Below are 23,812 nucleotides of genomic sequence, written 5' to 3'. Positions count from 1 at the left end.
CGAGGGACCTCATGCGCTGGTCCGGCCCCTGGGGTCGTCCGATTCCGGCCCGACCACCACCACCGGGCAGTGGGAGTGGGCCGCGACGGCCGCGCTCACCGAGCCCATGACCTGATGGAGGAAGCCGCCCTTGCCGCGCCGGCCCACCACGAGCATTTCGGCGTGCTGGCTTTCCTCGACGAGGACCTTGGCGGGCGCCCCGAACTTGACCGAGCGGTTAAGTCCTTCCGGACGCGATTCGCCGAAGGCCCGCTCCAGTGCCTGGTCCACGAGGCGTTCGGCGGTCTCCTCCAGCTCATCGAGGGTGGGCGTTCTGTCCTCGGGCAGGTGGGAGGCCAGGAAGAAATCAGAAGTTCCCAGGCAGGTGATGACTTCCAACGGGATGTTCAAAGCGGTGGACATGCGCCCGGCGAGGCGGAGCGCCGTCGTCGAAAACTCCGAACCGTCCACACCCACGACAATGCGCTGATCACCGTTCATGGTCCCCAGCCTTGCCCCTGCCCCCGGGACTGCCTAGGGCCGAAAGTCACGCGGGGCTGGGCACCGCGGCCGCCTCCGCTTAGGGTGGAACGGTGATTGCCGGCACCGGAGCAGGTGCCGGCCCCATTGGCCGGACCATGACGTCCAGCCGAGCCTGCCACCCGAGGAGTTCCTGATGAAAGTTGCTGTTACCGGAGGAAGCGGAAAGCTGGGCCGAAACGTCGTGCGGCGGCTCAGCGATGACGGGCACGAGGTGACCAACCTGGACCGCACCGGTGTGCGCGGCCGCGGCTTCACGGAGGTGGACCTGCGCAACTACGGCCAGGTGGTGGACGTGTTCCTCGGCCTGGAGGACCGCCATGCCGGCTTTGACGCCGTGGTGCACCTGGCCGCGATTCCTGCCCCGGGCCATGCCCCGGATGCCGCCACCTTCGAGAACAACATGCAGTCCACCTACAACGTGTTCCAGGCTGCCCGGCGGGCCGGGATCAAGAAAATCGTCTACGCGTCCAGTGAGACGGTGCTGGGGCTGCCTTTCGACGTCGACCCTCCCTACATCCCGGTCGATGAGGACTACCCCGCCCGGCCGGAAAGCACGTACTCCCTGGTCAAACATCTTGAGGAGCAGATGGCCATCCAGCTGACCCGCTGGGACCCGGCCTTGAGCATCACCGGCCTGCGGTTCTCCAATGTGATGGACCCGGAGGACTATGAGGAATTCCCCTCCTTCGACCACGACGCGCGGGCGCGCAAATGGAATCTCTGGGGCTACATTGACGGCCGGGACGGCGCCCAGGCCGTGGCCCGCGCCCTGGAGCACGGCAAGCCCGGGTTCGAGGCGTTCATCATCGCCAACGAGGACACGGTGATGAGCCGCTCCAGCGCAAGCCTGGCCGCCGAGGTGTTCCCGAACGTCAAAGTGGTCAAGGACCTGGCCGAGCACGAGACCATGCTGTCGATCGACAAGGCCAAGCGGCTGCTGGGCTACGCGCCGGAGCACACCTGGCGGAACTACCACCCGCTGCGCACCACCCCCACGGAAGACTGACCCCAACTTGAGGAGCTCCATGCAATACCGCACCCTGGGCAACAGCGGCGCCGTCGTCTCCAACTATGCGCTGGGCACCATGACTTTTGGCGCCGAGGCCACCGAGGAGCAATCCCGCGCGATCCTGGATGACTACTTCGCGGCGGGCGGCAACTTCATCGACACCGCCGACGTCTACAGCTCGGGGGTGTCGGAGGAAATCATCGGCCGGTGGCTGGCGGACCGGGCCGAGGTCCGGGACCGGGCGGTGGTGGCCACGAAGGGCCGCTTCCCGATGGGCCAGGCCCCCAACGACGTCGGAACCTCCCGACGGCACCTGGTCCGGGCACTCGATGACTCGCTGCGCCGGCTCGGCGTAGAACAGATCGATCTCTACCAGCTGCACGCCTGGGATCCTGTCACGCCCCTCGAGGAGACCCTCCGGTTCCTGCACGACGCCGTCACCAGCGGCAAAATCGCCTACTACGGCTTCTCCAACTTCCTGGGCTGGCAGTTGACCAAGGCCGTCCATGTGGCGAAGGCCCATGGCTGGAGCGCCCCGGTGACGCTGCAGCCGCAGTACAGCCTGCTGGTCCGTGAGATCGAGTCGGAAATTGTGCCGGCCGCACTCGACGCCGGGATCGGGCTCCTGCCATGGTCGCCGCTGGGCGGCGGGTGGCTGTCCGGCAAATACAAGCGCGACCAGCCGCCGGCCGGGGCCACCCGTCTGGGCGAAAACCCGAAGCGGGGGATGGAGGCCTGGGAGGCCCGCAACGCCGATCCGCGCACCTGGGACGTGATTGCCGAGGTGGAGCAGACCGCCGGACGCCACGGCGTGAGCCCCTCCCAGGTGGCGCTGGCCTGGCTGGCGGACCGGCCGGCGGTCACCTCGGTGATCCTGGGCGCCCGCACCACCGCGCAGCTGGCGGACAATCTCGCAGCCGCGGATCTGCGGCTCACCGCGGAGGAGACGGAGCGGCTGACCGAGGCCAGCCGGCCGCGCGTCGGCGTCTATCCGTACGGGCCGATGGCCCAGGAACAGCGCAGCCGGAAGCTCGAGGGCGGCCGCTAACAGGCAACGGGCTAACAAGGCAACGCGGGGTCACTTAGCGCCGGTCCGGGGATGGGCCGGAAGTGTCCCCGCGTTGTCATTCGGGGAAGCGCTGCCCTTCGGGGGAGGCGGGGCCGCCGGCATGATAGCTGGACCAGATGTCGCCCATTTCCTCCGTGGACTGCTCCACGATCCTGCTCATGGCGGCGTGCGCGGCGTCCGCCTCGCCGCGCTGAATGGCGCTGGCCACATCGACGTGCAGCTGCAGGGCCTCGTGGTGTGGCAAGTGCGGCATGAGTCCGTGCTGGGTGCGCCCGGTCAGCACCTCGGTCACCAGGTTATGCAGCTGGGCGAACATGGCGTTGCCGGAGGCCCGGAGTACCGACGCGTGGAATTCGATGTCGAGCCGCAGGAACTCGTCCCGGTCTCCGCGCTGGCCGGATGCCCACAGCCGTGCGGCCAGCGAGACGAGGTCGCTCCCGGCATCCCAGGAAGCCCTCCCGGCAGCGAGCCGGGCGGCCGCCGGTTCGATTGCCCCGCGGAGCTCGTTCAGGGCCTGCAGCTGCTCCAGCCGCTTTGACGAGGCCAGCCGCCAGCGGATTACCTGCGGGTCGTACGCGTTCCACGATTCCTCCGGCTGCACCACCGTCCCCAGCCGCCGCCGCGACTCCAGCATCCCCTTGGAGGACAGCACGCGGGTGGCTTCCCGCACCACGGACCGGGAGACGTTGTGCCGGGCCTCGATCTCGTCCAGGCGCAGGATCGAGTGCGGTGCCAGCGTCCCTTCGGCGATGGCAAGCCCCAGGTTCTGGAGCAGCACGGCATGCAGGTCTGCTGTTGGCTCCGCCTTTGGAGTTTTCATAAATAAATCATACTGGCGGCCCACAAGGTCTTGTATAAATCTGCTTTATTTACCTAAGATCACTTCCAGAGCAGATGTAAAGATGCATTTGCAGCCGGCTGGACAGAGACGCCCAGCCCTGAAAACCAAAGGAAGTCGTAATGAAGCGACGTTCAATTGCGAAGTACGCGGCCGTCGCCGCCGTCCTGTCCCTGGGCCTGACCGCCTGCGGCGGGGCCAGCGGCAGCGCCGACGCCAAGACCTCCGGCACCGTCCGGGTCACCCTCGCCAACCACGTCTGGACCGAGGGCATCAAGGCAGCCATTCCGGAATTCGAGAAGTCCAGCGGACTCAAGGTCGAACTGACCCAGCTGGGCGAAGACCAGCTCTCGGACCAGTACAACGTCAAGCTCAACGCCGGCAGCGACGAGATCGACGTCATGATGTACCGCCCGCTCCAGGAAGGAAAGGCGTTCGCGAAGAACGGCTACCTCGCGGACCTGACGTCCAAGGTCTCCTCGGACGCCGCGTGGGACTGGAAGGACTACCAGGAGGGCCCGGTCAAGGCCACCACCGCTGACGGCAAGGTGGTCGGCGTCCCGATCATCACCGAGCGCGAAGTCCTCTACTACCGCAAGGACCTGCTGAAGGCCGCCGGCCTGGAGGTTCCCAAGACGATGGACGAGCTCGAGGCCGCGGCCAAGGCCATCAAGGCTGCCTCCCCGGGCACGGCCGGCTTCGTGGCCCGCACCGGCAAGTCCGCCGCCGTCACCCAGTTCTCCAGCTTCCTGTACAGCTTCGGCGGCGACTTCACCGACGCCAGCGGCAAGTCCGCCGTCAACTCCGACGCCGCGAAGAAGGCCTACGCGTTCTACGGCGGCCTGATCAAGAACTATGGCCCCGACAACGTCAGCACCGACATGAGCTGGCCCGAGGCAATGGCGATCTTCACCCAGGGCAAGGCCGCCTTCTACACGGAGGCCGACTCGCTCTACAAGAACGCCACCGACCCGGCCAAGTCCAAGGTCGCCGACACCGTCGGCTTCGCCGCACTGCCCGCCGGCCCCGCCGGTTCGAAGCCGTACAACATCCCGTCCTGGGGCCTCGCCATCAACCAGGCATCCAGCAACCAGGACAACGCCTGGAAGTTCATCCAGTGGGCCACCAGCAAGGAACGCACCCTCGAGGCACAGAAGGCCGGAGTCCCCGGACCCCGCGCGTCGGTCTGGGCTGACCAGGCCGGCACCTCCACCTACCCGAAGGACCTCGCCGAGGCCATCTCCGCCAGCGCCAAGAACGGCGTCGGGCACGACCGTCCCCAGGTTGTCACCGTAGGCAAGGCCCGCGAAATCGTGGGCGGCCCGATCGTCGCCACCATCACCGGCTCTGACTCGTCCGCCGCAGCCGACACGGCGCACGACGCCTTCCAGAAGTTCCTGGACAGCGAAAAGAAGTAACGCCCCAGCGCGCCAGCCAGGCTTCGCGCCTGAGCACTGCGCCTGAGCACCAAACAGCCCGGCGGGACGGCGGTCCGATGCCRTCCCGCCGCGGCCAGCTTTTCACTTCACCCCCAACTCCTTAGGTGAACCATGTCTGTATTGACCACTCCCCGCAGCGCCCAGACCCAGCCGCCGTCCGGCCGTAAGGGCGCCCGCACCCCCGGTGCACGCGAGAACTTCTCCGGCTGGGCCAACCGGCACCGCAAATGGCTCTTCGCCGCCCCCGCCATGATCTTTGTCGGCGTCCTGATCGTCTTCCCCCTCGGCTGGACCCTGTACCTGAGCCTGACCGATTCACAGGGCTCCGTCCGGGCGGCCTCCGAGTTTGTCGGCGTGCAGAACTACCTCACGGTCCTCTCCGACGTCGAACGCTTCTGGCCCGCCGTCGGCCGCACGCTGAGCTTCACCGGCGTTGCACTTGTCTGCGAAGTGGTCCTCGGCATGTGCATTGCGCTGCTGCTGTGGCGCCCGTTCCGCGGCGAAAAATGGGTCCGCGTGGCCATCCTGCTCCCGCTCGTCGCCACTCCCGTGGCCGTCGGCATGATGTGGCGGCTGATCTTCGATCCCAACATCGGCTTCGTCAACCAGCTGCTCGGCATGGTCGGGATTCCCGGCCAGCCCTGGCTCTCCGGCCAGGACACGGCGCTCGGCACCACCATCTTCATGGACGTGTGGCAGTGGACCCCCATGGTGGTCCTGATCCTCCTGGCCGGACTGACCTCGCTCTCCGAGGAACCCGACGAGGCGGCCCGGATGGACGGCGCCAACGCCTTCCAGCGCTTTTTCTTCATCACGCTGCCCCTCATGATGCCGACCGTGATCGTCGCCATCCTGCTCCGGGGCATCGACGCCCTGAAGACCTTCGACATCCTCTACGCCACCAAGGGCAAGGGCGGCGGGTCCTTCCACGAAGTGGAAACGCTCAACGTCTACGCCTACGGGCTGAGCTTCGACTACAACCAGTACGGGCTCTCCTCCGCGGTGCTGATCCTGTTCTTCATGATCATCATCGGCTCCATGTGGCTGCTGACCATGCGCAAGAAAGCGGTAAGCAAATGACCGTAGTGTCCGAAAACACCGAACCCCAAACGGTCGCCGCCGTGCCGGCCAAGATCGCGCCGCGCCCCCGGAAGCCGCTGGGCACCCGCGCGTACAAGGTGTTCCGCGTGGCGGCACTGGTGGCCGTGGTGCTGTTCCTGATCGCCCCGCTGTTCTGGATGCTGCTGGCATCCCTCAAGACCAACGTGGACATCTACGACACCGGCAAGTCGTTCCTGTTCACCCCCACGTTCGAGAACTACGCCAATGTGCTGCAGCGGAACAACTACTTCGTCTTCATCTTCAACAGCTTCTGGGTGGCCTTCGTCTCCACTGCCCTGTCGCTGGTCCTGGGCGTGCCCGCCGCCTACGCCATGAGCCGGTTCACGATGCACCGCTCGGCCCTTGTGGTCCTGATGGCCCGTGTCATCCCCGGCGTTTCCCTGCTGGTGCCCTGGTACTACGTCTTCTCCAACCTGAAGATGGTGGGCGGCTTCGAGGTGCTGATCCTCAGCCACATGTTCGTCGCGCTGCCGCTGATCGTGTACATCATGATGAGCTACTTCGATTCCCTGCCGCTGGAGCTGGAGGAGTCGGCCCAAGTGGACGGCCTCACCCCGATCGGCGCCTTCCGCCGCATCACCCTGCCGCTCTCCGTCGCCGGCATGGCCACCGCCGGCATCCTGTCCTTCATCTTCTCGTGGAACAACTTCATGTTCGCCCTGGTGCTCTCCGGCTCCAAGACCAAGACCCTGCCGGTCGCGATCTTCGACTTCGTCTCCTACGCCAGCATCGACTGGGGCGGACTCATGGCGGCCGCCACCGTGGTCACCATTCCGATCATGATCATTGCGCTCTTCACGCAGAAGTACATCGTCTCCGGCATGACCGCCGGCGCGACCAAGGGCTAGGCAACAGATGACACTCATCAGCAGGATTGAAACGTTCCTCGTCGCGCCGCGCTGGCTCTTCGTCCGGGTCGAGACCGAGAGCGGGATCGTCGGCTGGGGCGAGGCGAGCTGCGAAGGCCGCAGCGAAACCGTACGCACCGCCGTCGACCAGCTCTCGGAGCTGCTCATAGGCAACGATGCGCTGCGGATCGAGGACCACTGGCAGGTCATGACCAAGGGGTCCTTCTACCGCGGCGGGCCGATCCTGGCCAGCGCCGTGTCCGGCCTGGACCAGGCGCTCTGGGACATCGCGGGCAAGCACTTCAACACGCCCGTGCACCAGCTGCTCGGCGGCCATGTCCGGGACCGGATCCGGATGTACGGCTGGGTGGGCGGGGATGAGCCCAATGAGGTGGCGGACCAGATCAGCGCGCAGCTGGAGGTCGGCCTGACGGCGGTCAAGATGAACGCCAGCGGCAGGATGAGCCCCATCGCCTCCGTGGCCGAGCTCGACGGCGTCGTCCGCCGCGTCGCCGCCGCCCGCGAGGTCCTCGGCGACCACCGCGACGTCGCCGTGGACTTCCACGGCCGCTTCAGCCTCGCCAACGTCCGCCGGGTGGCGCCGCTGCTGGAACCGTACCGGCCGTTCTTCCTCGAAGAGCCGGTGGTCCCGGAAAACACGCACCTGCTGCGCGAGTTCACGTCCTCCACGACGACGCCGGTCTCCACCGGTGAGCGGCTCTACAGCCGGCAGGAATTCCTGCCCGCGCTGCAGGCCGGCATCGCCGTGGCCCAGCCGGACCTCTCCCACGCCGGCGGCATCACCGAGGTCCGCAAAATCGCCTCGCTCGCCGAAATCTACGAGGTCCAGCTCGCCCCGCACTGCCCGCTGGGCCCGCTGGCGCTCGCCGCCTGCCTGCAGGTGGGCTTCGCGACGCCCAACTTCCTGATCCAGGAGCAAAGCATCGGCATCCACTACAACCAGGGCGCCGAAGTCCTGGACTACGTGGTGGACAAGTCCCCGCTGAAGTTCGTGGACGGACACATCGAACGGCTCACCGGCCCGGGCCTGGGCATCGAGATCGACGAGGCCGTAGTCCGGGCCGCGGACAAGCGCGGGCATGCCTGGCGCGGTCCCGTCTGGCGGCACCCCGACGGCGCCTTCGCCGAGTGGTGAACGCCGGAATGCTGGGACCGGACCTGTTGCCCCGACGTATTTGCCCCGACGTATTTGCCTTGAAGGAGAAGCCTGACATGGAGAACACCCTGACGCCCGAACTGCTGCTGGCCGGGATCCAGGAAAGCCGGCTGGTGGCCATTGTGCGCGGCACGGACGGCGCGGCCGCCGCGAAGGCAGCCCTCGCGGCGATGGAGGAGGGCTTCCGGTATGTCGAAATAGCGCTCACCACACCCCGGGCCCTTGAAGCCATCCGGGAAGTCCGCGCGGCCGCCCCCGCGGGCTGCTTCGTCGGTGCCGGAACGGTGCTGACGGCCCAGGACGTTGCCCGCGTCGCCGAGGCGGGCGGCCAGTTCATGGTGACCCCGTCGCTGGCAGAGTCGATTGCCGAGTCGGCCCGGCTGGCACTGCCTGTGCTCGCCGGTGCGCTGACACCCAGCGAGGCCCACGAAGCCATGAACCGCGGCGCCACGGCCGTCAAGCTCTTCCCCGCTTCCATCGGCGGTCCGGGCTACCTCAAGGCACTCCGCGACCCGTTCCCCGGGATCCCGTTCGTCGCCGTCGGCGGCGTCGGGCTGGATGAAGCCGAGGGCTACTGGGAAGCCGGCGCCATTGCCGTGGGGCTCGGCGGACCGCTGTTCGGCGATGCCGGCTCCGGCGGCGACCTCGCCCCGATGCGGGAGCGGGCCCGCGGTTTCGTGACCCTGGCCGCCGGGTTCGGCCGCCCGCGCGCGGAGAGCCTGCGGTGATGGCCGCCGTCGGCCCGGCTTTGGCCGGGGAGGGCGTCGACCTGCTGACGTTTGGCGAGTCCATGGTCTCGCTGCGGTCCACCGGCCCGCTGTCCGCCGGCGGCAGCCTCGGCATGCACGTGGCCGGGGCCGAATCGAACGTGGCCGTCGGGGTCGCCCGGCTCGGGCACAGCGTCACCTGGGCCGGGGTTGTCGGCGCCGACCCGCACGGGGAGTACATTCTGCGGCAGCTGCGCGCCGAGGGAATCGGGCTGCGGCACCGGATTGACGCGGCAAGGAACACCGGGGTGATGTTCCTTGAACAGCGCACCGCGGATGTCACCCGGGCCTTCTACTACCGCGCCGGATCCGCCGGGTCCACCCTCGGCCGGGAGGACCTGGACCGTGCCCTGGCGGCAGGGGCCCGGATCCTGCATCTGACCGGCATCACCGCCGCCCTCAGCCCCGACGCCCGCAAGGCCGTGGATTACGCGGCCGAGCGCGCCGCCGCCGAAGGCATGGAGGTCTCCCTCGACGTCAATTACCGCAGCAAGCTCTGGACCCGGGAGGAGGCCCGCGCCGCGCTCACGCCGCTTGCCCGGCACGCCAGCATCGTGATCGCCTCCGACGATGAGCTCGGGCTGGTCGCGGCCCCGGTGGGAGCTGGCCCGGAGGGATCACCGCACCCCGGCGATGCCGATACAGATGCAGATGCCGCCGAAACAGCCATGGCCGCCGAACTGCTGGAGCGCGGCGTCCGCGAAGTCGTGGTCAAGCGCGGCGCCGCCGGTGCCGGTGTCCACACCGCCGACGGGCGGTGGGAAGTGCCCGCCGTGCCTGTGACCAGCATCGATACCGTGGGCGCCGGGGATGCCTTCACCGCCGGCTACCTGTCCGCCCTGCTCGACGGCGCCGACGTCGCCGGCCGCCTGCAGCGCGGCGCCCTGGCGGGAGCCTTCGCCGTCAGCACCGCGGGGGACTGGGAAGGCCTGCCCGGCCGTGCGGAGCTGGCACTGCTCGGGACCACGCCGGGCGGAACCACCCAGCGCTAAGCCCCCGCTTTAAGCCCGCCGTACCGGCGTTGACGGTTCTTCGGCCGGCGTCCGGCCGTCCGGCGCCGCCGGCGGCGCTCCCACCGTTCCCGCCGGCGCCGGGCCGCTGGCGCCGGGCAACTAAGACACCCCCTGTAAGAGCAGAAAAGGACCTGTTGTGAAAATCATTGCCGCTGAAGTGTTCGTCACCAGCCCCTCCCGGAATTTCGTGACCCTGCGGATCACCACCGAGGACGGCGTGACCGGGATCGGGGACGCGACCCTGAACGGGCGCGAGCTCGCCGTGGCCGCCTATTTGAAGGAGCACGTCGCGCAGCTGCTGATCGGCAAGGACCCGCACCGGATCGAGGACACCTGGCAGTTCCTGTACCGGTCCTCGTACTGGCGCCGCGGCCCGGTCACGATGGCCGCGATCGCGGCCGTGGACATGGCGCTGTGGGACATCAAGGGCAAACTCGCCGGGATGCCGGTCTACCAGCTCCTGGGCGGGGCGTCCCGGAACGGGCTGCGCGCCTACGGGCACGCCTCCGGCGCGGACCTGCCCTCGCTGTTCGATTCGGTCCGTGAGCACCTGGAGCTCGGCTACAAGTCGATCCGGATCCAGACCGCCGTGCCCGGGATCAAGGCCGTCTACGGCGTCGCGGCCCAGGCCCAGGCCTCCGGGGAACGCTACGACTACGAACCGGCCGGACGCGGCGCGTTCCCGCAGGAAGAGGACTGGGACACCCGCGCCTACCTCCGCCACCTGCCCACCGTGTTCGAGGCCGTGCGCAACGAGTTCGGCCCGGACRTCCCGYTGCTGCACGACGGGCACCACCGGATGACCCCGATCCAGGCCGCGAAGCTGGGCAAGGCGCTCGAACCCTACGACCTGTTCTGGCTCGAGGACTGCACCCCGGCCGAAAACCAGGAAGCCCTCCGCCTGGTCCGGGCGCACACCACCACCCCGCTCGCGATCGGGGAAATCTTCAACACCGTCTACGACTACCAGGCCCTGATCAAGGAACAGCTGATCGACTACGTGCGGGCAGCCTCCACCCACTTCGGCGGGATCAGCCCGCTGAAGAAGGTGATGGACTACGCCGCGCAGTACCAGATCAAGTCCGGCTTCCACGGCCCCACCGACATCTCCCCGGTCGGGTTCGCCGCGCAGCTGCACGTGGGCCTGGCGATCCACAACTACGGCATCCAGGAATACATGCAGCACTCGGACAAAACCAACGAGGTCTTCGAACAATCCATGACCTTCGTCGACGGCTACCTGCACCCCGGCGACAAGCCCGGCATCGGCGTCGAATTCAACGAAGAAGCCGCCGCCGCGTTCCCCTACCAGMAGGCCTACCTGCCCTACAACCGCCTCGTCGACGGCACCGTCCATGACTGGTAACCCGGCCACGACAGGTAACCGGCACTGGCGGCTGGCAGTGCCTTAAGCACCAAAAAGGTCCCGGGCGGCGAGTCGATGCTCAGCCGCCCGGGACCTGGCTCTTTTGAGTCCGGCTCTCAGCGTCCGGTGTGCTGGTTGCTTAGTGAACCTGTTCCCGGGTCATGCCGAAGGGGACCTGGTCGGAGAGGGCCGCGGTGTAGTGGCCCGGCTTGTGCCGCGTGAGCAAAATGCCGTGCGTCCCGGTTGTCATGGCGAGCTGCTGCAGCCCGCGGACGGCGTCGTTGAGTCGGTCGTCGAGCACGCGCCGGTTGTCGACCTGGATCTCAATGGGCTCGGTAATGGTGGTCATCGCTCTGTCTTTCTTGGAGTACTTCTAGTCGGCCCCAATGGATTCAGGAACAGTAACGTCATATTTATTGGCCCGTCAAATCACCACGCCGCATGAGCGCGTGGCCCGTGCGGACGCCAAATGCCCGCACATTGCGGCCCGGGCGGCTGACCTGCAGATCCACCCAGGCCCGGGTGGTCCCAGTGAGTCTAATCACCCGGCATCACTGCGGGCAGGCCGAAAGATGCTCGTGCATGCAAACAATGCCGCCGTCGGGGGCGCGGGAGAAGATGATGGTCTCCCGTTCATCGCTCGTATCGCGGCCACCGTCCCGGTCAACCCGGACCGTCGTGGCCACGCGGTGTGAAAACACCGCGGTAGCCCCGAGGAGCTGGATATCCTGCTCGCTGCTCCGGCATTCGAGCACACGCCAGCCACCGGCGAGCCAGCTGTCCCACAGGGTGCGGTAGGCGGAGCGGGACCCAAGGCGCTGGGCTTCCGGATGGAAGATGAAGGTCGCCTCCGGGCTGAAGGCCGCAAAGTAGGCCTCGGTGTCCGTGGCGGCGAAGGCGGCGACCAGGCGGTCGGCTGCCTCCTGGACCTCTTCGCGGCTGAGGTCGCGGGGCGCTGCCGGCCGCAGCACCGCTGCCGGCAGCGGCCGGGCCACGGCCCGGATCGGGGCGCCGTCGGCCCCGGGGATACGGAGGGGAAAGAGGAAGAGCTCGACGTCGGATCCTGCGTCTGTGGCCCGCTGGACCTGCTCCAGTCCGGTGAGGTTTTCCACGATGATGCAGCCGTTCCCGGCCAGAATGTCGTGGGCGGGGAAACCGCCGCCGGCCGGGCCGCCGTCCTGGTTGCCCTGCTGGTCGCCGTGCGTGGCGCCGGGGGAGGTGGGATCCACGCTGAGGGCATCCAGGCCTACGGCGCGGTAGCCGCGGTCCACGATCAGTTGCGCCGCCGCAGCCTCCAGCCACGGGTGCTTGAGGTACTCCTCCGTTCCCCACGCCGCAGCGCAGCCGGTGTGCAGCAGGAGGATCTTCTCTGGACTGCCCGGATACCCGGGTTTCCCTGGCTCCCCGGCTGAGCCCGCCGGGGCGATTCCCGCCAAGTGCGCGGCGGTGATGGCGCCGCCGCGGGCCACGTCCCGGACGTCCACGATTTCGGCGACGCCGCCGAAAAGGGACAGCGGCAATTCGTCCAAAGCTGCCCAGCCGTTGCCCACATGCAGCGGTGCGTCGGCGTGGGTACCCGAATGGGAGCCCAGTCCGAGCGAGAGCACGTTGGCGCCGTCGGCCTCCACGGTCAGTGCCGATGCGATCCGGACCTCCGGGTCGCCGGGATAGACAGGCATTCCCGTGCGCAGCGGGACGCTGAGATCGAACCACGTCACCGCTGGCCCACCAGTTCCGTGTCGAAGTCGCCGTGCAGGTCCGGCGCGGCTGCCTCCGGTGTTCCGGCGGCGACCGTGTTTCCAGCCGCATCGATGACCGGCGGCACCGGGGTGTCCTTCGCGGGGATCCAGCGCGGCCCGGCGGCCGGGAACACTCCGCGCGGCTCCGGGAAGATCCACAGCAGCCCGAGGTAGAGGACGGCTGCAAGCCCCAGCGATGCCGGCAGACTGATGTCCACACCGCCGGCCAGGTTGCCCAGGGGCCCCTGGAACTGGCCGGGCATGTTCACCATGCTCAACCCGGCGCCGGCGCTGACCAGCCAGGCCGCCATGCCGCGCAGGTTCCAGCCGTGGTTGAACCAGTACCGTCCGCCGGTCTGGCGCCGGTTGAACACCTGGAGGGCATCGGCGTCGTACCAGCCGCGGCGGGTGATGAAACCGATGATCATCACCACCATCCAGGGCGCGGTGCAGGTCACGATCAGGGTGGCGAACGTGGAAATGCTCTGGACGAGGTTGAAGGCGAAGCGGCCGGCGAAGATGAAGGCGATCGCCAGGACCCCGATGAACAGGGTGGCCTGGACCCGGTTGAACCTCGGGAAGACGCTGCTGAAGTCAAGGCCGGTCCCGTACAGCGAGGACGCCCCGGTGGACATGCCGCCGATCAGGGCGATGGCGCAGAGCGGGATGAAGTACCAGGCGGGGGAGACCGCCAGCAGGCCGCCGACGTAGTTCGGCGCCGCCGGGTCCATGAATTCCGGCGCCTTGGTGGCGATGATGGACGCCGTGGCCAGGCCAAAGACGAACGGAATAAGGGTGGCCAGCTGGGCCAGCAGCGCCGCGCCCATGACCTTGCGCTTCGGGGTGGCGGTCGGGATGTAGCGCGCCCAGTCGCCCAGGAACGCGCCGAAGGAGATGGGGTTGGACATGACGATCAGGGCCGCGCCGATGAACGCCGGGATGAACCCTGCGACGCCGACGCCGTCGAATCCGGTTCCGAAGGCACCCTCGAAGTTCAGGTTGAGGTCGCCCGCGAAGGCGATGAAGCCGACAACGAACAGCAGGGTGGCCGCGGTGACGGCAATCTTGTTCACCAGCAGCATGAACTTGAACCCGTAGACGCAGACCACCAGAACGAGTCCACCGAAGAGGCCGTAGGCGACGGCGAACGAGCCCATGTCCTGCGGCAGGCCGACCAGCCGGTTCAGCCCGCCGACCAGGGCATCGCCGGAGCTCCAGACCGAGATGGAGAAAAATGCCAGCGCGGTCAGCAGTGACAGGAATGACCCGACCACCCGGCCGTGCACGCCCAGGTGGGCGGAGGAGGACACCGCGTTGTTGGTTCCGTTCGTGGGGCCAAAGACGGCCATGGGCGCCAGCAGGAGGGCGCCGACAACCAGGCCCGTCACCGTCGCGGCGAGCCCCTGCCAGAACGACAGGCCGAACAGGATCGGAAATGCGCCCAGGAAGGCGGTGGCAAAGGTGTTGGCACCGCCGAACGAAACCCTGAACAAGTCAAAGGCGCTGGCATTGCGGTCCTTTTCGGGGATCCGCTCAATGCCGTAGGTCTCCACGTCCGTGACCTTGCCGCGGTTCCGCCCTGCGCCGGCGCCGTCAGGCTTTTCCTCGACCATGTCGTTCTCCATCCAGCTCATCATTGATTCCTAAGAGTTGCTTTATAAGCATCACAAGTTGTGTTGGAGGCTACACTGTGAAGCGGCTCACAGCAAGGCCCTGCCCTGTCCGGCCGGCGGTTTACGCAACCGGCCGCCGGACCGGGACCCTGCCGCGGGAAGCCCGGGCGGCCGATGTGCCCGCCGCCCGGTGAATAACAGGGATAATCTTCAACGGGGACCATCCACAACACGGCGCAAAGGCGGCACAGCGACATGGCACAGGCTCAAGCAGGCAAACCCCAGGGACGGTGGCGGACCTTCCACGAAAAGTTCGTCGTGGAGGAGCGCTTCATGAGCGTGACGGCGCGCCGGAATCTCTACCGGACCGCCGTCCTCCTGATGATCGCGGGCGCCGTGCTGTTCGTGGTAATCCTCGCCGGAGTCCTGCAGCACGGCGGCATCTCGGCGGCGGATGAGCCCGTGCGGACCTGGCTCCTGACCCTGCGCGCGGAACCCACCACCATCATCATGATCATCCTTGCGATCATCTTCGGCCCTATCGGCCTGCCAATCATCGTCCTAATCGTGACGGTGGCCTGGGGCCTGCTCGCCAAGCACGCCTGGCGGCCGATGCTCCTGGCCGGCGCCATGCTGACCGGCGTCATTCTGGCGCAGGTCATCGGCCACATCGTCGAACGCCACCGGCCTCCGATCGACCTCATGCTCTTCGGCGCCGACTCCACGTTCTCGTTTCCGTCCGGCCACGTCCTTGGCGCGTGCGACTTCCTGCTGGTCACCACGTATCTGGTCTTTTCGCGCCGGAAGAACCCCATGTCCGCTGTCATCGCCTTCATCGTGGCGGGGATCGGCATCTTCTTCGCCGCCGTCAGCCGCCTCTACCTCGGCTACCACTGGATGACCGATGCCCTGGGCGCCTTCTCGATCTCGCTCGTGATCCTGGGCGGCGTCATTGCGCTGGACACCTGGCGGACGGCGCGGATTCCGGGCGAACAGGTCACCGGGACGCTCTCCACCGCCGACACCAGCCAGGACTGAGCACCGTCAGCGGCTGCGCGCCCGCTTGAGTTCGGTCCGCAGCCGGGCGTTGGCGGCCTCGAGTTCCATCACCTTGGCCACGCCGGCCAGGTTAAGCCCCTCTGCCAGGAGTTGGCCGATCCGCCGCAGCACCACAAGGTCTGCGTCGCTGTATTGCCGGGTGCCACCCGCAGTGCGGTCCGGCGCGAGGAGCCCCCGGCGCTCGTAGAGCCGGATATTCTGCTGCCCCGTGCCCACCAGCTGCGCCACCACCGAGATGGCGTACAGGCCTGAATTCGCGCCTCGGTCCGCCATGGTCTTCCTCCCGTTCCGGAAATTCCCTTGCATCAGTGTTTCACCGGTGCTATAAAAAATCTATACCCACTACCACACAAAAATTGTGGTGGGCTGTAGAAGGAATGCAGATCAAGTCTCGCTGAAGGAGTGGGAAATGATGTTGATTCGGACGGACCCGTTCCGTGACTTCGACCGGCTTGCGCAGCAGGTGTTCGGGACGGTGGCACGCCCGGCGCCCATGCCCATGGACGCGTGGCAGGAAGACGGCGTATTCGTCGTCGCGTTCGATCTTCCGGGCGTCAATGTCGACTCGATCGGACTCGACATTGAGCGCAACGTCCTGACGGTCCGGGCGGAACGGCGGGACCCGGCGCGGCCCGACGTGGAACTGACGGTCTCGGAGCGCCCCCGTGGAGTGTTCAGCCGCCAGCTGATCCTCGGCGACACCCTGGACACGGAGAACGTCAAGGCAAACTACGCCGACGGCGTCCTGACGCTCCGCATCCCGGTGGCGGAGGCCGCCAAGCCGCGGAAGATTGAAGTCACCCGTTCGCAGGACAAGATGCAGGAGATCGGGAAGTAGCCCCCGGGCCGGCGCGGCGCCCGCAGCGTCGCTCCGGCTCCGGCTGCAGGCAACGGAGACCGACCATGGCCGGCAGGAACCCTGATCCCCGAGGCTACTACGCGCTATTGCACGTCTCGCCGGAGGCGGGCCGGCAGGAGATTGGCCGCGCCTTCCGGGCGCTGATGCGCCGGCACCATCCCGACGTCGGCCAGTCTGACCCCGACCCTCCCGATGTCGGCGCCATCCTGCACGCTTTCGCCGTGCTGCGGGACGCCAGGAGCCGGGCGGACTACGACGCCGGCGGCTGGCGTCCCGCCGTCGAGGACGACACCTTCCATCACCGGAACGACCATGCCGGCCAAGGCAGCCGCGACATCCCGGTGCACATCATCCGGCGTCGGGATCCCCTTGTGCGCGTGCTCCCCGTCCGCTGGGAACCCGGGCCGTGACCGGGAAACACTTGGGATCAGTTGCTGGCGGCGGCATAGGCGTTCAGGCTCAGCGAGAACACGATCCAGGAGAGGTACGGCAGCATGAGCAGTCCCGCCGCCCGGCTGATCAGGCCGAACCGGACCACCGTGACGGCGGCAGCCACCGTATGGACGGCGATGAGCAGCAGGGCCAGCCAGAGCGCGGCCCCGCCGGCCATGGGGTACATGCCGAAGAACAGGGGCGCCCAGGCGAGGTTGACGAGCAGCAGGATGGCGTAGACGGTCATGGCCCCCCGGCCGCGCCCGGAGCGAAGTCCTGTTCCCCGGCGCCAGACCAGCCACGCCGCCACTGCCATGGTCGTGTAGAGCACCGTCCAGACCGCTCCGAAGGCCCAGCCCGGCGGAGTCCAAGGAGCTTTCTCTGCCGCCGCGTACCAGCCGCCGGCGTTGCCGATAATGACCAGCGACGCCACGAAGGACACCCCATGGGAAACCGCCAGGAAGCAAAGGAGGGCTGCCGCCTGCCGGCCGGGGCTGGGCGGCGCCGGCGGCCGGCGGTTGACGCCCTGTTCAATTTTCACGTGCACCGATCAACAGTGGCCGTTGGCATCGCGTCCGTCAAACGGCCAGGGTCGTGGCGCTCACCCCCGGGGGAGCCTAAGATCAGTCAACCAACCACCGAAACTACATAGAGGTCCCCGTCGATGAACGCTTCCGCCAAGGATCTGGCTTCCCTTCTTCCGCCCGGCTTCACCCTGGGTGTGGCGACCTCCGCCTTCCAGATCGAGGGTGCACTCGATGAAGACGGCCGCGGCCCTTCCGGATGGGATGTCTTCGCCGCGAAGCCGGGGTCGATCGTGGAGGACCAGAGCCCGGCCGTTTCCTGCGATCACTACCACCGGATGCCCGAGGACGTGGCTCTGATGAAGGAGCTGGGGATCGACTCGTACCGGTTTTCGCTGTCCTGGTCCAGGATCCAGCCCGGCGGGAGCGGACCCGCGAACCCTGCCGGGCTGGACTTCTACGACCGGCTGATCGACCTGTTGCTCGCCAACGGCATTTCCCCGATGGCCACGCTCTACCACTGGGACACCCCATTGCCCCTGGACGAGGCCGGCGGCTGGATGAACCGTGACACGGCCTACCGGCTGGGGGACTTCGCCGCCATCGCCGCGTCTGCCTTCGGGGACCGCGTGAGGCGCTGGGTGACTGTCAACGAGYCCGCCACGGTCACCACCAACGGCTACGCCCTGGGCATGCACGCGCCCGGGGAGGCCCTCATGCTCAAGGCCCTCCCCAGCGTGCACCACCAGCTGCTGGGCCACGGCCTGGCGCTCCAGGCGCTGCGTGCCGCCAAGGTGCCGGGCGACATCGGCATCACCAACGTCTACTCACCGATGGTCCCGGCCACCGCGAACCCGCTGGACAAGGTCAGTGCCGGACTCATGGATGTGGCGCAAAACCGGCTCTACGCCGATCCGGTGCTGCTCGGCAAATACCCGGATGTTATCCGGGCCGCCACCTTCTTTTCGTCGTCCTTCAGCCCGTCCAGCGAAGACATGGAGCTGATTTCCCAGCCCCTGGATTTCTATGGCCTGAACTACTACATGCCCACCCTTGTCGGGGCGGGTCCGGGTGAGGGGGCCGTGCCGCCCGGAATGGCCGAGGCCATGGGGGACGACCTCAGCGGGACACCCGGTGCGCCCTTCCACATCGCGCAGTTCCCGGACACCGAGACCACGGCCTACGGCTGGCCGGTCAAGCCCGAATTCATATCCGTCGCCCTGGCCGAGATGGCCGACCGCTACCCGGATCTGCCCCCGGTCTTCATCACCGAGGGCGGGGCCAGTTTCGAGGACGTCGTGGTCCAGCCTGTCGGGACGGACCGCCGGATAATCCCGGACGAACGGCGCCTGCGTTACCTCGCAGACCACATCGGCACGGCCCTGGAAGCGACGCGTCCCGGCGGCGCCGCCGAGGCCATCGACCTTCGCGGCTACTATGTGTGGTCCTTCATGGACAACTTCGAGTGGTCCGCCGGCTACAAGCAGCCGTTCGGTCTGGTGCACGTCGATTTCGATACCCAGGTCCGCACGCCGAAGGCCTCCTACTACTGGCTCCAGGAGGTCATTGCGGCCCGCAGCGCGGCGTCCGCCGGAGAGCCGGGCAGCGCCGCGCAGCCCGGCGGCGCCGGCAGGCAGGACGAAACCGCCGACGTCTGAGAGCCGCACCCGGCAGCCTGACGCCCCTCAAGCCGGGTCAACCTAGAGCAGATCCAGGTCCTGCAGGCCCTTGGCGAGCCCCGCGCCGTCGGGCGAATAGAACCACGGGACGGAGGACTCCGAGTGGTCTCCGGTGTCGGAGTGGCCGCCGGCGAAGACGGCCTCGCTGGCCGAGAGCTGCCGGATGCCGATCGCGGCCACCTGGTCCGGGTGCTTCTGCGCGAAGCCGGAGTAAATCTCTTCATCGTGCTGGCCGTTGTCGCCGAACAGCAGCCAGCGCATGTTCGGGAACTCCTGGGCCAGCAGCTCAAGGTTCCGCCGTTTGTGTTCCTGGCCGCTGCGGAACCAGCGGTCGTGCGTCAGTCCCCAGTCCGTGAGCAGCAGCGCGCCGGAGGGATAGAGGTTCCGGGCAATAAAACGGGCCAGGGTGGGAGCTGCGTTCCACGGCCCCGTGGACAGGTAGATCACCGGCGCCTCCGGGTGCTCCACCTTGAGCCGRTCCAKCAGRACGGCCATGCCGGGYGTCGCCATCCGKGCSCGTTCGTTCAGGACGAAGGTGTTCCACAGCGCCAGGAAGGGCCGGGGGAGGGCGGTGACCATGATGGTGTCGTCAATGTCCGAGACGATGCCCAGCCTGGTGTCCGGCGAGATCACGAAAATCCTGGCCTCGACCGGTTCCGTTCCCTCGGCGCGCAGCACGGCCGTATGCCAGCCCGGGGTCAACGCCACGTGAACCAGGGTGTCCACCAGGCCGCCGCGGTCCGCATGCACGCGGGTGGCGACGCCGCCGATCTGGATCTCCACCTCGGTGAACTGGACCGGGACGCTCGTGAAGGCACGCCAGCCGCGGAAGTTCTGGTTGCCGTTCAGGGCCAGCCGCTCCGCCTTGCCGCCGGGCACCGGCCGGCTGGTGAGGACCACCCGGCCCAGTACCCTGACCCACTCGGTCGAGCCGTAGCCCTGATAGGCGACTGTCTGCGGGCTGAACTTCCAGCGCCGGGCCGTCTTGAGCCGGAACCCGTTGACGGTGTCCGACACCCAGTGGGCGAGCCGGAAGGCCCTGTTGCCGGACACGGGCAGCTGCTGCGCTGGTTGCGAGGCCAATTCCATGCCTCCACTCTCCCACAGTGCCGGGCTCCGGCCGTGCCGGCGGGGTCCCCGGACCCGGGCCCCCGCCGCGCCGGATTACCAGCGTGGCGGCTGACCCAGCAGCCCGCGCAGTGTGGCGGCGTTGCGGACGGCGTTGCCGCCGCCGTCGTTGTTGAAATACGCGTAGACGTCTTTGCCGCCGGCCTGCCACTCGCGGATCCGGTCCGCCCACCAGCGCAGGTCGTCATCGGAATAGGACCCGCCGTACAGGACGTCGTGGTCGGGGCCGTGCAGCCGGATATAGACGAACGCCGCGGTGGCGCGCAGGACGCACGGTAGCCCGGCGCCGCTCATGATGCAGTAGGCCGCGCCGTGACGTTCCAGCAGGTCGTATACGGCGTCGTCGTCCCAGCTGGGGTGGCGAAACTCCACGCACACGCGGATCCAGCCGGGCAGAGCCGACAGGAAGTAGTCCAGCCGGGCGTCGTCGCGCGCCAAACCCGGGGGCAGTTGGACGAGCAGCACGGCCCGCTTGTCGCCGAGTTCGTGCCAGCACCGGGTGATCCGGTCCGCCCAGACCTCGGGGGCGTAAAGCTTCTTGGCATGCGTCAGGCCGCGGGGCGCCTTGACGGACAGGGCGAAACCGTCGGGCAGGCGGCGGCGCCAGCTGGCGAACGAGTCCTCTTTCGGCCAGCGGTAGAAGCTGGCATTCAATTCCACGGTGTCGAAGCGGGCCGCGTAATATGCCAGCCTGTCCCGGGCCGGCAGGCCCGGCGGATAGAGGACCCCGTCCCAGTGGTCATAGCTCCAGCCGGAAGTGCCGATCCGCACAGCGGCCACGTGCCCTGCCATGCCCCTTCCCCTTCCGCCCTCCGCCGTGCGCCCTCCACCGTGCTCCCTCCACCGTGCTCCCTCCACCCTGCCGGGGCGACGGCCGTGTGGCACTGTAAGTGTCATGGTACGCATCGAGGATTACGCAATGGTCGGCGATCTGCACACCGCTGCCCTGATCAGCACCGAAGGCTCCATCGACTGGCTGTGCCTGCCGCGCTTCGACTCGCCGGCCTGTTTCAGCGCCCTCCTCGATTCCCCCGCGGCCGGCCGGTGGCTCCTGGCGCCGGCGGGCGGCGGGGAATGCACGCGCCGCCGCTACCGGAAGGGCACGCTGATCCTTGAAACCGAGTGGGATTTGCCCGAGGGCAAGGTCAGGATCATAGACTTCATGCCGCCCCGGGACGAGGTGGCGGATATCGTGCGGATCGTGGTCGGTGTCCGCGGCACGGTGCGGATGCGCGGCGAACTGGCTCTCCGGTTCGACTACGGCCATATTGTGCCGTGGGTCCGCCACGACGAGCTCGGGATCCACGCCGTCGCCGGGCCCGATGCCGCCTATCTGGTGACCGAGGCGCCGCTGCGCGGTGAGCGGATGCATACCGTCAGCGACTTCACGGTCAAGGCCGGGGAGCGTGTGCCCTTCGTGCTGACCTGGAGCCCCAGCCACCTCCGCCGGCCGCGGTCGGTGAACCCGGAAACGGTCCTGGCGTCCACCGAGGAGTTCTGGCTTCGCTGGTCGGCGAAGTGCACGGTCACCGGGCGCTACCGCGACGCCGTCCAGCGCTCGCTGATCACGCTCAAGGCCCTGACGTTTGCCCCCACCGGCGGGATCGTGGCCGCCGTCACGACGTCGCTGCCGGAGGAGATCGGCGGCACCAGGAACTGGGACTACCGCTTCTGCTGGCTCCGCGACGCCACGCTCACGCTGCAGGCGCTGCTGGCCGCGGGCTACACGGAGGAGGCCGGCGCGTGGCGCGACTGGCTGCTCCGCGCCATCGCCGGGGACCCGGCGGATCTGCAGATCATGTACGGGCTCCACGGCGAACGCCGGATGCCGGAGCTCGAACTGCCGTGGCTGAAGGGCTACGAAAACTCCGCTCCGGTGCGGACCGGTAACGGTGCGGCCGGCCAGCTGCAGCTCGACGTCTGGGGCGAGGTCCTCGATTGCCTGTCCCTGACCCGGAACTCCCTGCTCAAACACACCGACGACGCCTGGGACGTCCAGGTGGCCCTCATGGAACATCTGGAGACGGCCTGGCGCCAGCCGGACAACGGGCTGTGGGAAATGCGCGGCCCGCAACGCCACTTCACGCACTCCAAGGTGATGGCCTGGGTGGCGGCGGACCGCATGGTCAAGGGCGTCCGGGACTTCGGCCTGACCGGCCCGGCGGACCGTTGGGAGGAGCTGCGTGACGCCATCCACGCCGAGGTCATGGCCAACGGGTTCGACGCCGACCGCAACACGTTCGTGCAGTCCTACGGGCGGCCGGAGCTGGATGCGAGCCTCCTGCTGCTGCCCCGGGTGGGGTTCCTCCCGCCGGATGATCCGCGCATCATCGGAACCATCGACGCGGTCCAGCGCGAGTTGACGCACGACGGCTTCCTGCGCCGCTACCTGCCGGCACAGAGCGATGACGGGCTGCCCGGCGAGGAGGGGGTGTTCCTGGCATGCTCCTTCTGGCTGGTCGAGGCCCTGATCGGGGCTGGCCGGCGCCACGAGGCCCGGGAGCTGTTCGAGCGCCTGCTGGCGCTGCGCAACGACGTCGGGCTCCTCAGCGAGGAGTGGGGCGTCGAGACCGGTCGGCAGCTGGGCAACACGCCGCAGGCCTTCAGCCACTTCGCCCTCGTCATGAGCGCGCTGGAACTGCATGAAGACGGCGTCCGCCGTAGCGACACCCCGCTTCCGTGATCCGCGCCCGCGGCCCCTCAGTGGCCCCCGCGGCCCCGCCGCGGCGACCGCCGACGGACGAAGAGCGGGACCTTCAGCACTTTCCCCGCACCGTAAAATAAGTACACTTACTAATATCCCGGCGGGGGATACGAGGGAACTAGGAGTGTTGCAAATGGCGGGATATTTTGAGCTCGTGGACGCGCCCGACGGCGGCTACCGCATTCGGATGATGGACGGGGCAGGGCAACTGATGGCAGTCTCAGTGACGTTTCCCACCAAGAAAGCCGCCGTTGCCGGCGTCGCCCAGGCAAGGGAAATCGCCGGAACCGGCCTGATCAGGGACCGCAGCGCCGATGGCCGGGCCGCCGTGCCCGGATCGTCCGCCCGGGTGATCAGGGGGCGGCGCGGCGGTGCCGGGCGCTCAAACTCCACCCTGGGGGGCTCGCTGGCGGGCAAGAGGGCGCAGGCCCGTACCTGACCTGATCATCGAGTAGGCCGTTTCCCCAGCCGGTTCGCCGCGCCGAACGGTTACAGTATGGCCATGGAGCAGCGGGGGAATCGGAACTCCGGCCGTGCCCGCAAGAATCTGCTGGGCCGTGTGGCGGTGCCGCTCACTGCCGCGGCCATGCTCCTCGCCGGGCTGGCCCTTCTTGCCCGGCCGGGGACGCAGGAGGACTTTGGCTGGGTCGCGTATGCTCCGCTGGCCACGGGGCCGGTCGTGCTGCAGGGGCTCATGATCATGGGCCCGTGGATCTGGGCAGGGGTCGCGCTGATCAGCACCGGGTTGCTCCTGCTGGCGTTCTGGTCCGGCTACCGCACGGGCCGGCAGGCCCGGGACCGCGGCGACGACTCCCGCTAGGCGGCTGCCGCTCGGCCGTCCGCCCCGCAGCCGGGCTGAAGCGCCTCCCGCCGCTCGGCCGTCCGCCCCGCAGCCGGGCTAAAGC

At 68.1% G+C, this 23,812-nt stretch carries 25 protein-coding genes; 16 read left to right on the top strand and 9 right to left on the bottom strand.

The features are described from left to right. Positions 1 to 9: 9 nt before the first annotated feature. Entirely contained in the window at positions 10 to 480 is a 471-nt protein-coding gene (locus tag AC1D1S_RS04865; RefSeq protein ID WP_230012441.1) for a universal stress protein, read from the bottom strand. A gap of 175 nt (positions 481 to 655) precedes the next feature. Here AC1D1S_RS04865 and AC1D1S_RS04860 point away from each other — a divergent pair, with 175 nt between their 5' ends. Further along, positions 656 to 1,528: an NAD-dependent epimerase/dehydratase family protein gene (locus tag AC1D1S_RS04860; protein WP_243181704.1), complete on the top strand. Its 873-nt coding sequence runs from the start codon at positions 656 to 658 to the stop codon at positions 1,526 to 1,528. Positions 1,529 to 1,547: 19 nt separating this feature from the next. After that, positions 1,548 to 2,579, top strand: a complete 1,032-nt coding sequence (locus AC1D1S_RS04855) for an aldo/keto reductase (protein WP_028276120.1) — start codon at positions 1,548 to 1,550, stop codon at positions 2,577 to 2,579. A gap of 76 nt (positions 2,580 to 2,655) precedes the next feature. Here AC1D1S_RS04855 and AC1D1S_RS04850 read toward each other — a convergent pair whose 3' ends face one another. After that, on the bottom strand, positions 2,656 to 3,420 hold the full coding sequence (locus tag AC1D1S_RS04850) for a FadR/GntR family transcriptional regulator (protein ID WP_243181705.1): 765 nt from the start codon (positions 3,418 to 3,420) through the stop codon (positions 2,656 to 2,658). A gap of 140 nt (positions 3,421 to 3,560) precedes the next feature. Here AC1D1S_RS04850 and AC1D1S_RS04845 point away from each other — a divergent pair, with 140 nt between their 5' ends. From AC1D1S_RS04845 to manD, 7 genes are all read left to right on the top strand, one after another. Then, complete coding sequence (locus AC1D1S_RS04845; protein WP_243181706.1) at positions 3,561 to 4,856, top strand: ABC transporter substrate-binding protein; 1,296 nt, start codon at positions 3,561 to 3,563, stop codon at positions 4,854 to 4,856. Positions 4,857 to 4,988: 132 nt separating this feature from the next. Beyond that, on the top strand, positions 4,989 to 5,957 hold the full coding sequence (locus AC1D1S_RS04840; RefSeq protein WP_243181707.1) for a carbohydrate ABC transporter permease: 969 nt from the start codon (positions 4,989 to 4,991) through the stop codon (positions 5,955 to 5,957). After that, on the top strand, positions 5,954 to 6,847 hold the full coding sequence (locus tag AC1D1S_RS04835) for a carbohydrate ABC transporter permease (RefSeq protein ID WP_243181708.1): 894 nt from the start codon (positions 5,954 to 5,956) through the stop codon (positions 6,845 to 6,847). Before AC1D1S_RS04840 ends, AC1D1S_RS04835 begins: the two co-directional genes overlap by 4 nt. 7 nt (positions 6,848 to 6,854) lie before the next feature. Then, positions 6,855 to 8,003 (top strand): galactonate dehydratase, encoded by a 1,149-nt coding sequence (gene dgoD, locus AC1D1S_RS04830; protein ID WP_243181709.1) that lies wholly within the window; start codon positions 6,855 to 6,857, stop codon positions 8,001 to 8,003. A gap of 77 nt (positions 8,004 to 8,080) precedes the next feature. After that, positions 8,081 to 8,752, top strand: a complete 672-nt coding sequence (locus AC1D1S_RS04825) for a bifunctional 4-hydroxy-2-oxoglutarate aldolase/2-dehydro-3-deoxy-phosphogluconate aldolase (RefSeq protein ID WP_476944942.1) — start codon at positions 8,081 to 8,083, stop codon at positions 8,750 to 8,752. Further along, positions 8,752 to 9,783 carry a sugar kinase gene (locus AC1D1S_RS04820; protein ID WP_476944941.1) on the top strand — a complete coding sequence of 344 codons (1,032 nt, stop codon included), beginning with the start codon at positions 8,752 to 8,754 and terminating at the stop codon, positions 9,781 to 9,783. The genes AC1D1S_RS04825 and AC1D1S_RS04820 overlap by 1 nt, the downstream gene beginning before the upstream one ends. A 157-nt stretch (positions 9,784 to 9,940) precedes the next feature. After that, entirely contained in the window at positions 9,941 to 11,170 is a 1,230-nt protein-coding gene (manD, locus tag AC1D1S_RS04815; protein ID WP_476993860.1) for a D-mannonate dehydratase ManD, read from the top strand. 139 nt (positions 11,171 to 11,309) lie between these two features. Here the strand turns inward: manD and AC1D1S_RS04810 are convergent, their stop codons facing one another. From AC1D1S_RS04810 to AC1D1S_RS04800, 3 genes are all read right to left on the bottom strand, one after another. Beyond that, the gene (locus AC1D1S_RS04810; RefSeq protein ID WP_028276129.1) at positions 11,310 to 11,519 is read right to left on the bottom strand and encodes a hypothetical protein; all 210 of its coding nucleotides are present in this window, start codon (positions 11,517 to 11,519) and stop codon (positions 11,310 to 11,312) included. Between the two features lie 202 nt (positions 11,520 to 11,721). Then, a complete protein-coding gene (locus AC1D1S_RS04805; RefSeq protein ID WP_308197252.1) occupies positions 11,722 to 12,888 on the bottom strand; it encodes a cyclase family protein in 1,167 nt (388 codons plus the stop codon). Next, positions 12,885 to 14,534, bottom strand: a complete 1,650-nt coding sequence (locus AC1D1S_RS04800) for a purine-cytosine permease family protein (RefSeq protein WP_476993859.1) — start codon at positions 14,532 to 14,534, stop codon at positions 12,885 to 12,887. The genes AC1D1S_RS04805 and AC1D1S_RS04800 overlap by 4 nt, the downstream gene beginning before the upstream one ends. A gap of 243 nt (positions 14,535 to 14,777) precedes the next feature. Between AC1D1S_RS04800 and AC1D1S_RS04795 the strand changes: the two genes are divergently transcribed. Beyond that, positions 14,778 to 15,560 (top strand): phosphatase PAP2 family protein, encoded by a 783-nt coding sequence (locus AC1D1S_RS04795; RefSeq protein WP_476993858.1) that lies wholly within the window; start codon positions 14,778 to 14,780, stop codon positions 15,558 to 15,560. A gap of 6 nt (positions 15,561 to 15,566) precedes the next feature. On the opposite strand, the gene AC1D1S_RS04790 is transcribed toward AC1D1S_RS04795, so the two are convergent. Beyond that, positions 15,567 to 15,854 (bottom strand): MerR family transcriptional regulator, encoded by a 288-nt coding sequence (locus tag AC1D1S_RS04790; protein ID WP_243181714.1) that lies wholly within the window; start codon positions 15,852 to 15,854, stop codon positions 15,567 to 15,569. 136 nt (positions 15,855 to 15,990) lie between these two features. Between AC1D1S_RS04790 and AC1D1S_RS04785 the strand changes: the two genes are divergently transcribed. Together AC1D1S_RS04785 and AC1D1S_RS04780 are read left to right on the top strand one after the other, a co-directional pair. Further along, positions 15,991 to 16,419: an Hsp20/alpha crystallin family protein gene (locus tag AC1D1S_RS04785; protein WP_476942831.1), complete on the top strand. Its 429-nt coding sequence runs from the start codon at positions 15,991 to 15,993 to the stop codon at positions 16,417 to 16,419. Between the two features lie 65 nt (positions 16,420 to 16,484). Continuing rightward, positions 16,485 to 16,850 carry a J domain-containing protein gene (locus AC1D1S_RS04780; RefSeq protein WP_243181715.1) on the top strand — a complete coding sequence of 122 codons (366 nt, stop codon included), beginning with the start codon at positions 16,485 to 16,487 and terminating at the stop codon, positions 16,848 to 16,850. A gap of 17 nt (positions 16,851 to 16,867) precedes the next feature. Here AC1D1S_RS04780 and AC1D1S_RS04775 read toward each other — a convergent pair whose 3' ends face one another. After that, the gene (locus AC1D1S_RS04775) at positions 16,868 to 17,413 is read right to left on the bottom strand and encodes a TspO/MBR family protein (RefSeq protein WP_476942830.1); all 546 of its coding nucleotides are present in this window, start codon (positions 17,411 to 17,413) and stop codon (positions 16,868 to 16,870) included. Positions 17,414 to 17,536: 123 nt separating this feature from the next. On the opposite strand from AC1D1S_RS04775, the gene AC1D1S_RS04770 reads away from it, so the two are divergent. After that, the gene (locus AC1D1S_RS04770) at positions 17,537 to 19,054 is read left to right on the top strand and encodes a glycoside hydrolase family 1 protein (protein ID WP_476993857.1); all 1,518 of its coding nucleotides are present in this window, start codon (positions 17,537 to 17,539) and stop codon (positions 19,052 to 19,054) included. Between the two features lie 42 nt (positions 19,055 to 19,096). On the opposite strand, the gene AC1D1S_RS04765 is transcribed toward AC1D1S_RS04770, so the two are convergent. Next, positions 19,097 to 20,164: an App1 family protein gene (locus AC1D1S_RS04765; RefSeq protein WP_476993856.1), complete on the bottom strand. Its 1,068-nt coding sequence runs from the start codon at positions 20,162 to 20,164 to the stop codon at positions 19,097 to 19,099. Between the two features lie 75 nt (positions 20,165 to 20,239). Beyond that, positions 20,240 to 20,995 carry a DUF72 domain-containing protein gene (locus tag AC1D1S_RS04760; protein ID WP_476942828.1) on the bottom strand — a complete coding sequence of 252 codons (756 nt, stop codon included), beginning with the start codon at positions 20,993 to 20,995 and terminating at the stop codon, positions 20,240 to 20,242. Positions 20,996 to 21,098: 103 nt separating this feature from the next. Here AC1D1S_RS04760 and AC1D1S_RS04755 point away from each other — a divergent pair, with 103 nt between their 5' ends. The 3 genes from AC1D1S_RS04755 (at position 21,099) to AC1D1S_RS04745 (ending at position 23,727) form a co-directional block, all read left to right on the top strand. Continuing rightward, positions 21,099 to 22,886, top strand: coding sequence for a glycoside hydrolase family 15 protein (locus tag AC1D1S_RS04755; protein WP_028276136.1), 1,788 nt, complete (start codon positions 21,099 to 21,101; stop codon positions 22,884 to 22,886). A 154-nt stretch (positions 22,887 to 23,040) separates the two neighbouring features. After that, positions 23,041 to 23,346 (top strand): DUF1508 domain-containing protein, encoded by a 306-nt coding sequence (locus AC1D1S_RS04750; protein ID WP_028276137.1) that lies wholly within the window; start codon positions 23,041 to 23,043, stop codon positions 23,344 to 23,346. A 63-nt stretch (positions 23,347 to 23,409) separates the two neighbouring features. After that, complete coding sequence (locus AC1D1S_RS04745; RefSeq protein WP_243181720.1) at positions 23,410 to 23,727, top strand: hypothetical protein; 318 nt, start codon at positions 23,410 to 23,412, stop codon at positions 23,725 to 23,727. Positions 23,728 to 23,812: the final 85 nt, after the last annotated feature.

The organism is Arthrobacter sp. P1_A5, from assembly GCF_056406825.1.
This window is presented reverse-complemented; position numbering and strand designations above follow the sequence as displayed.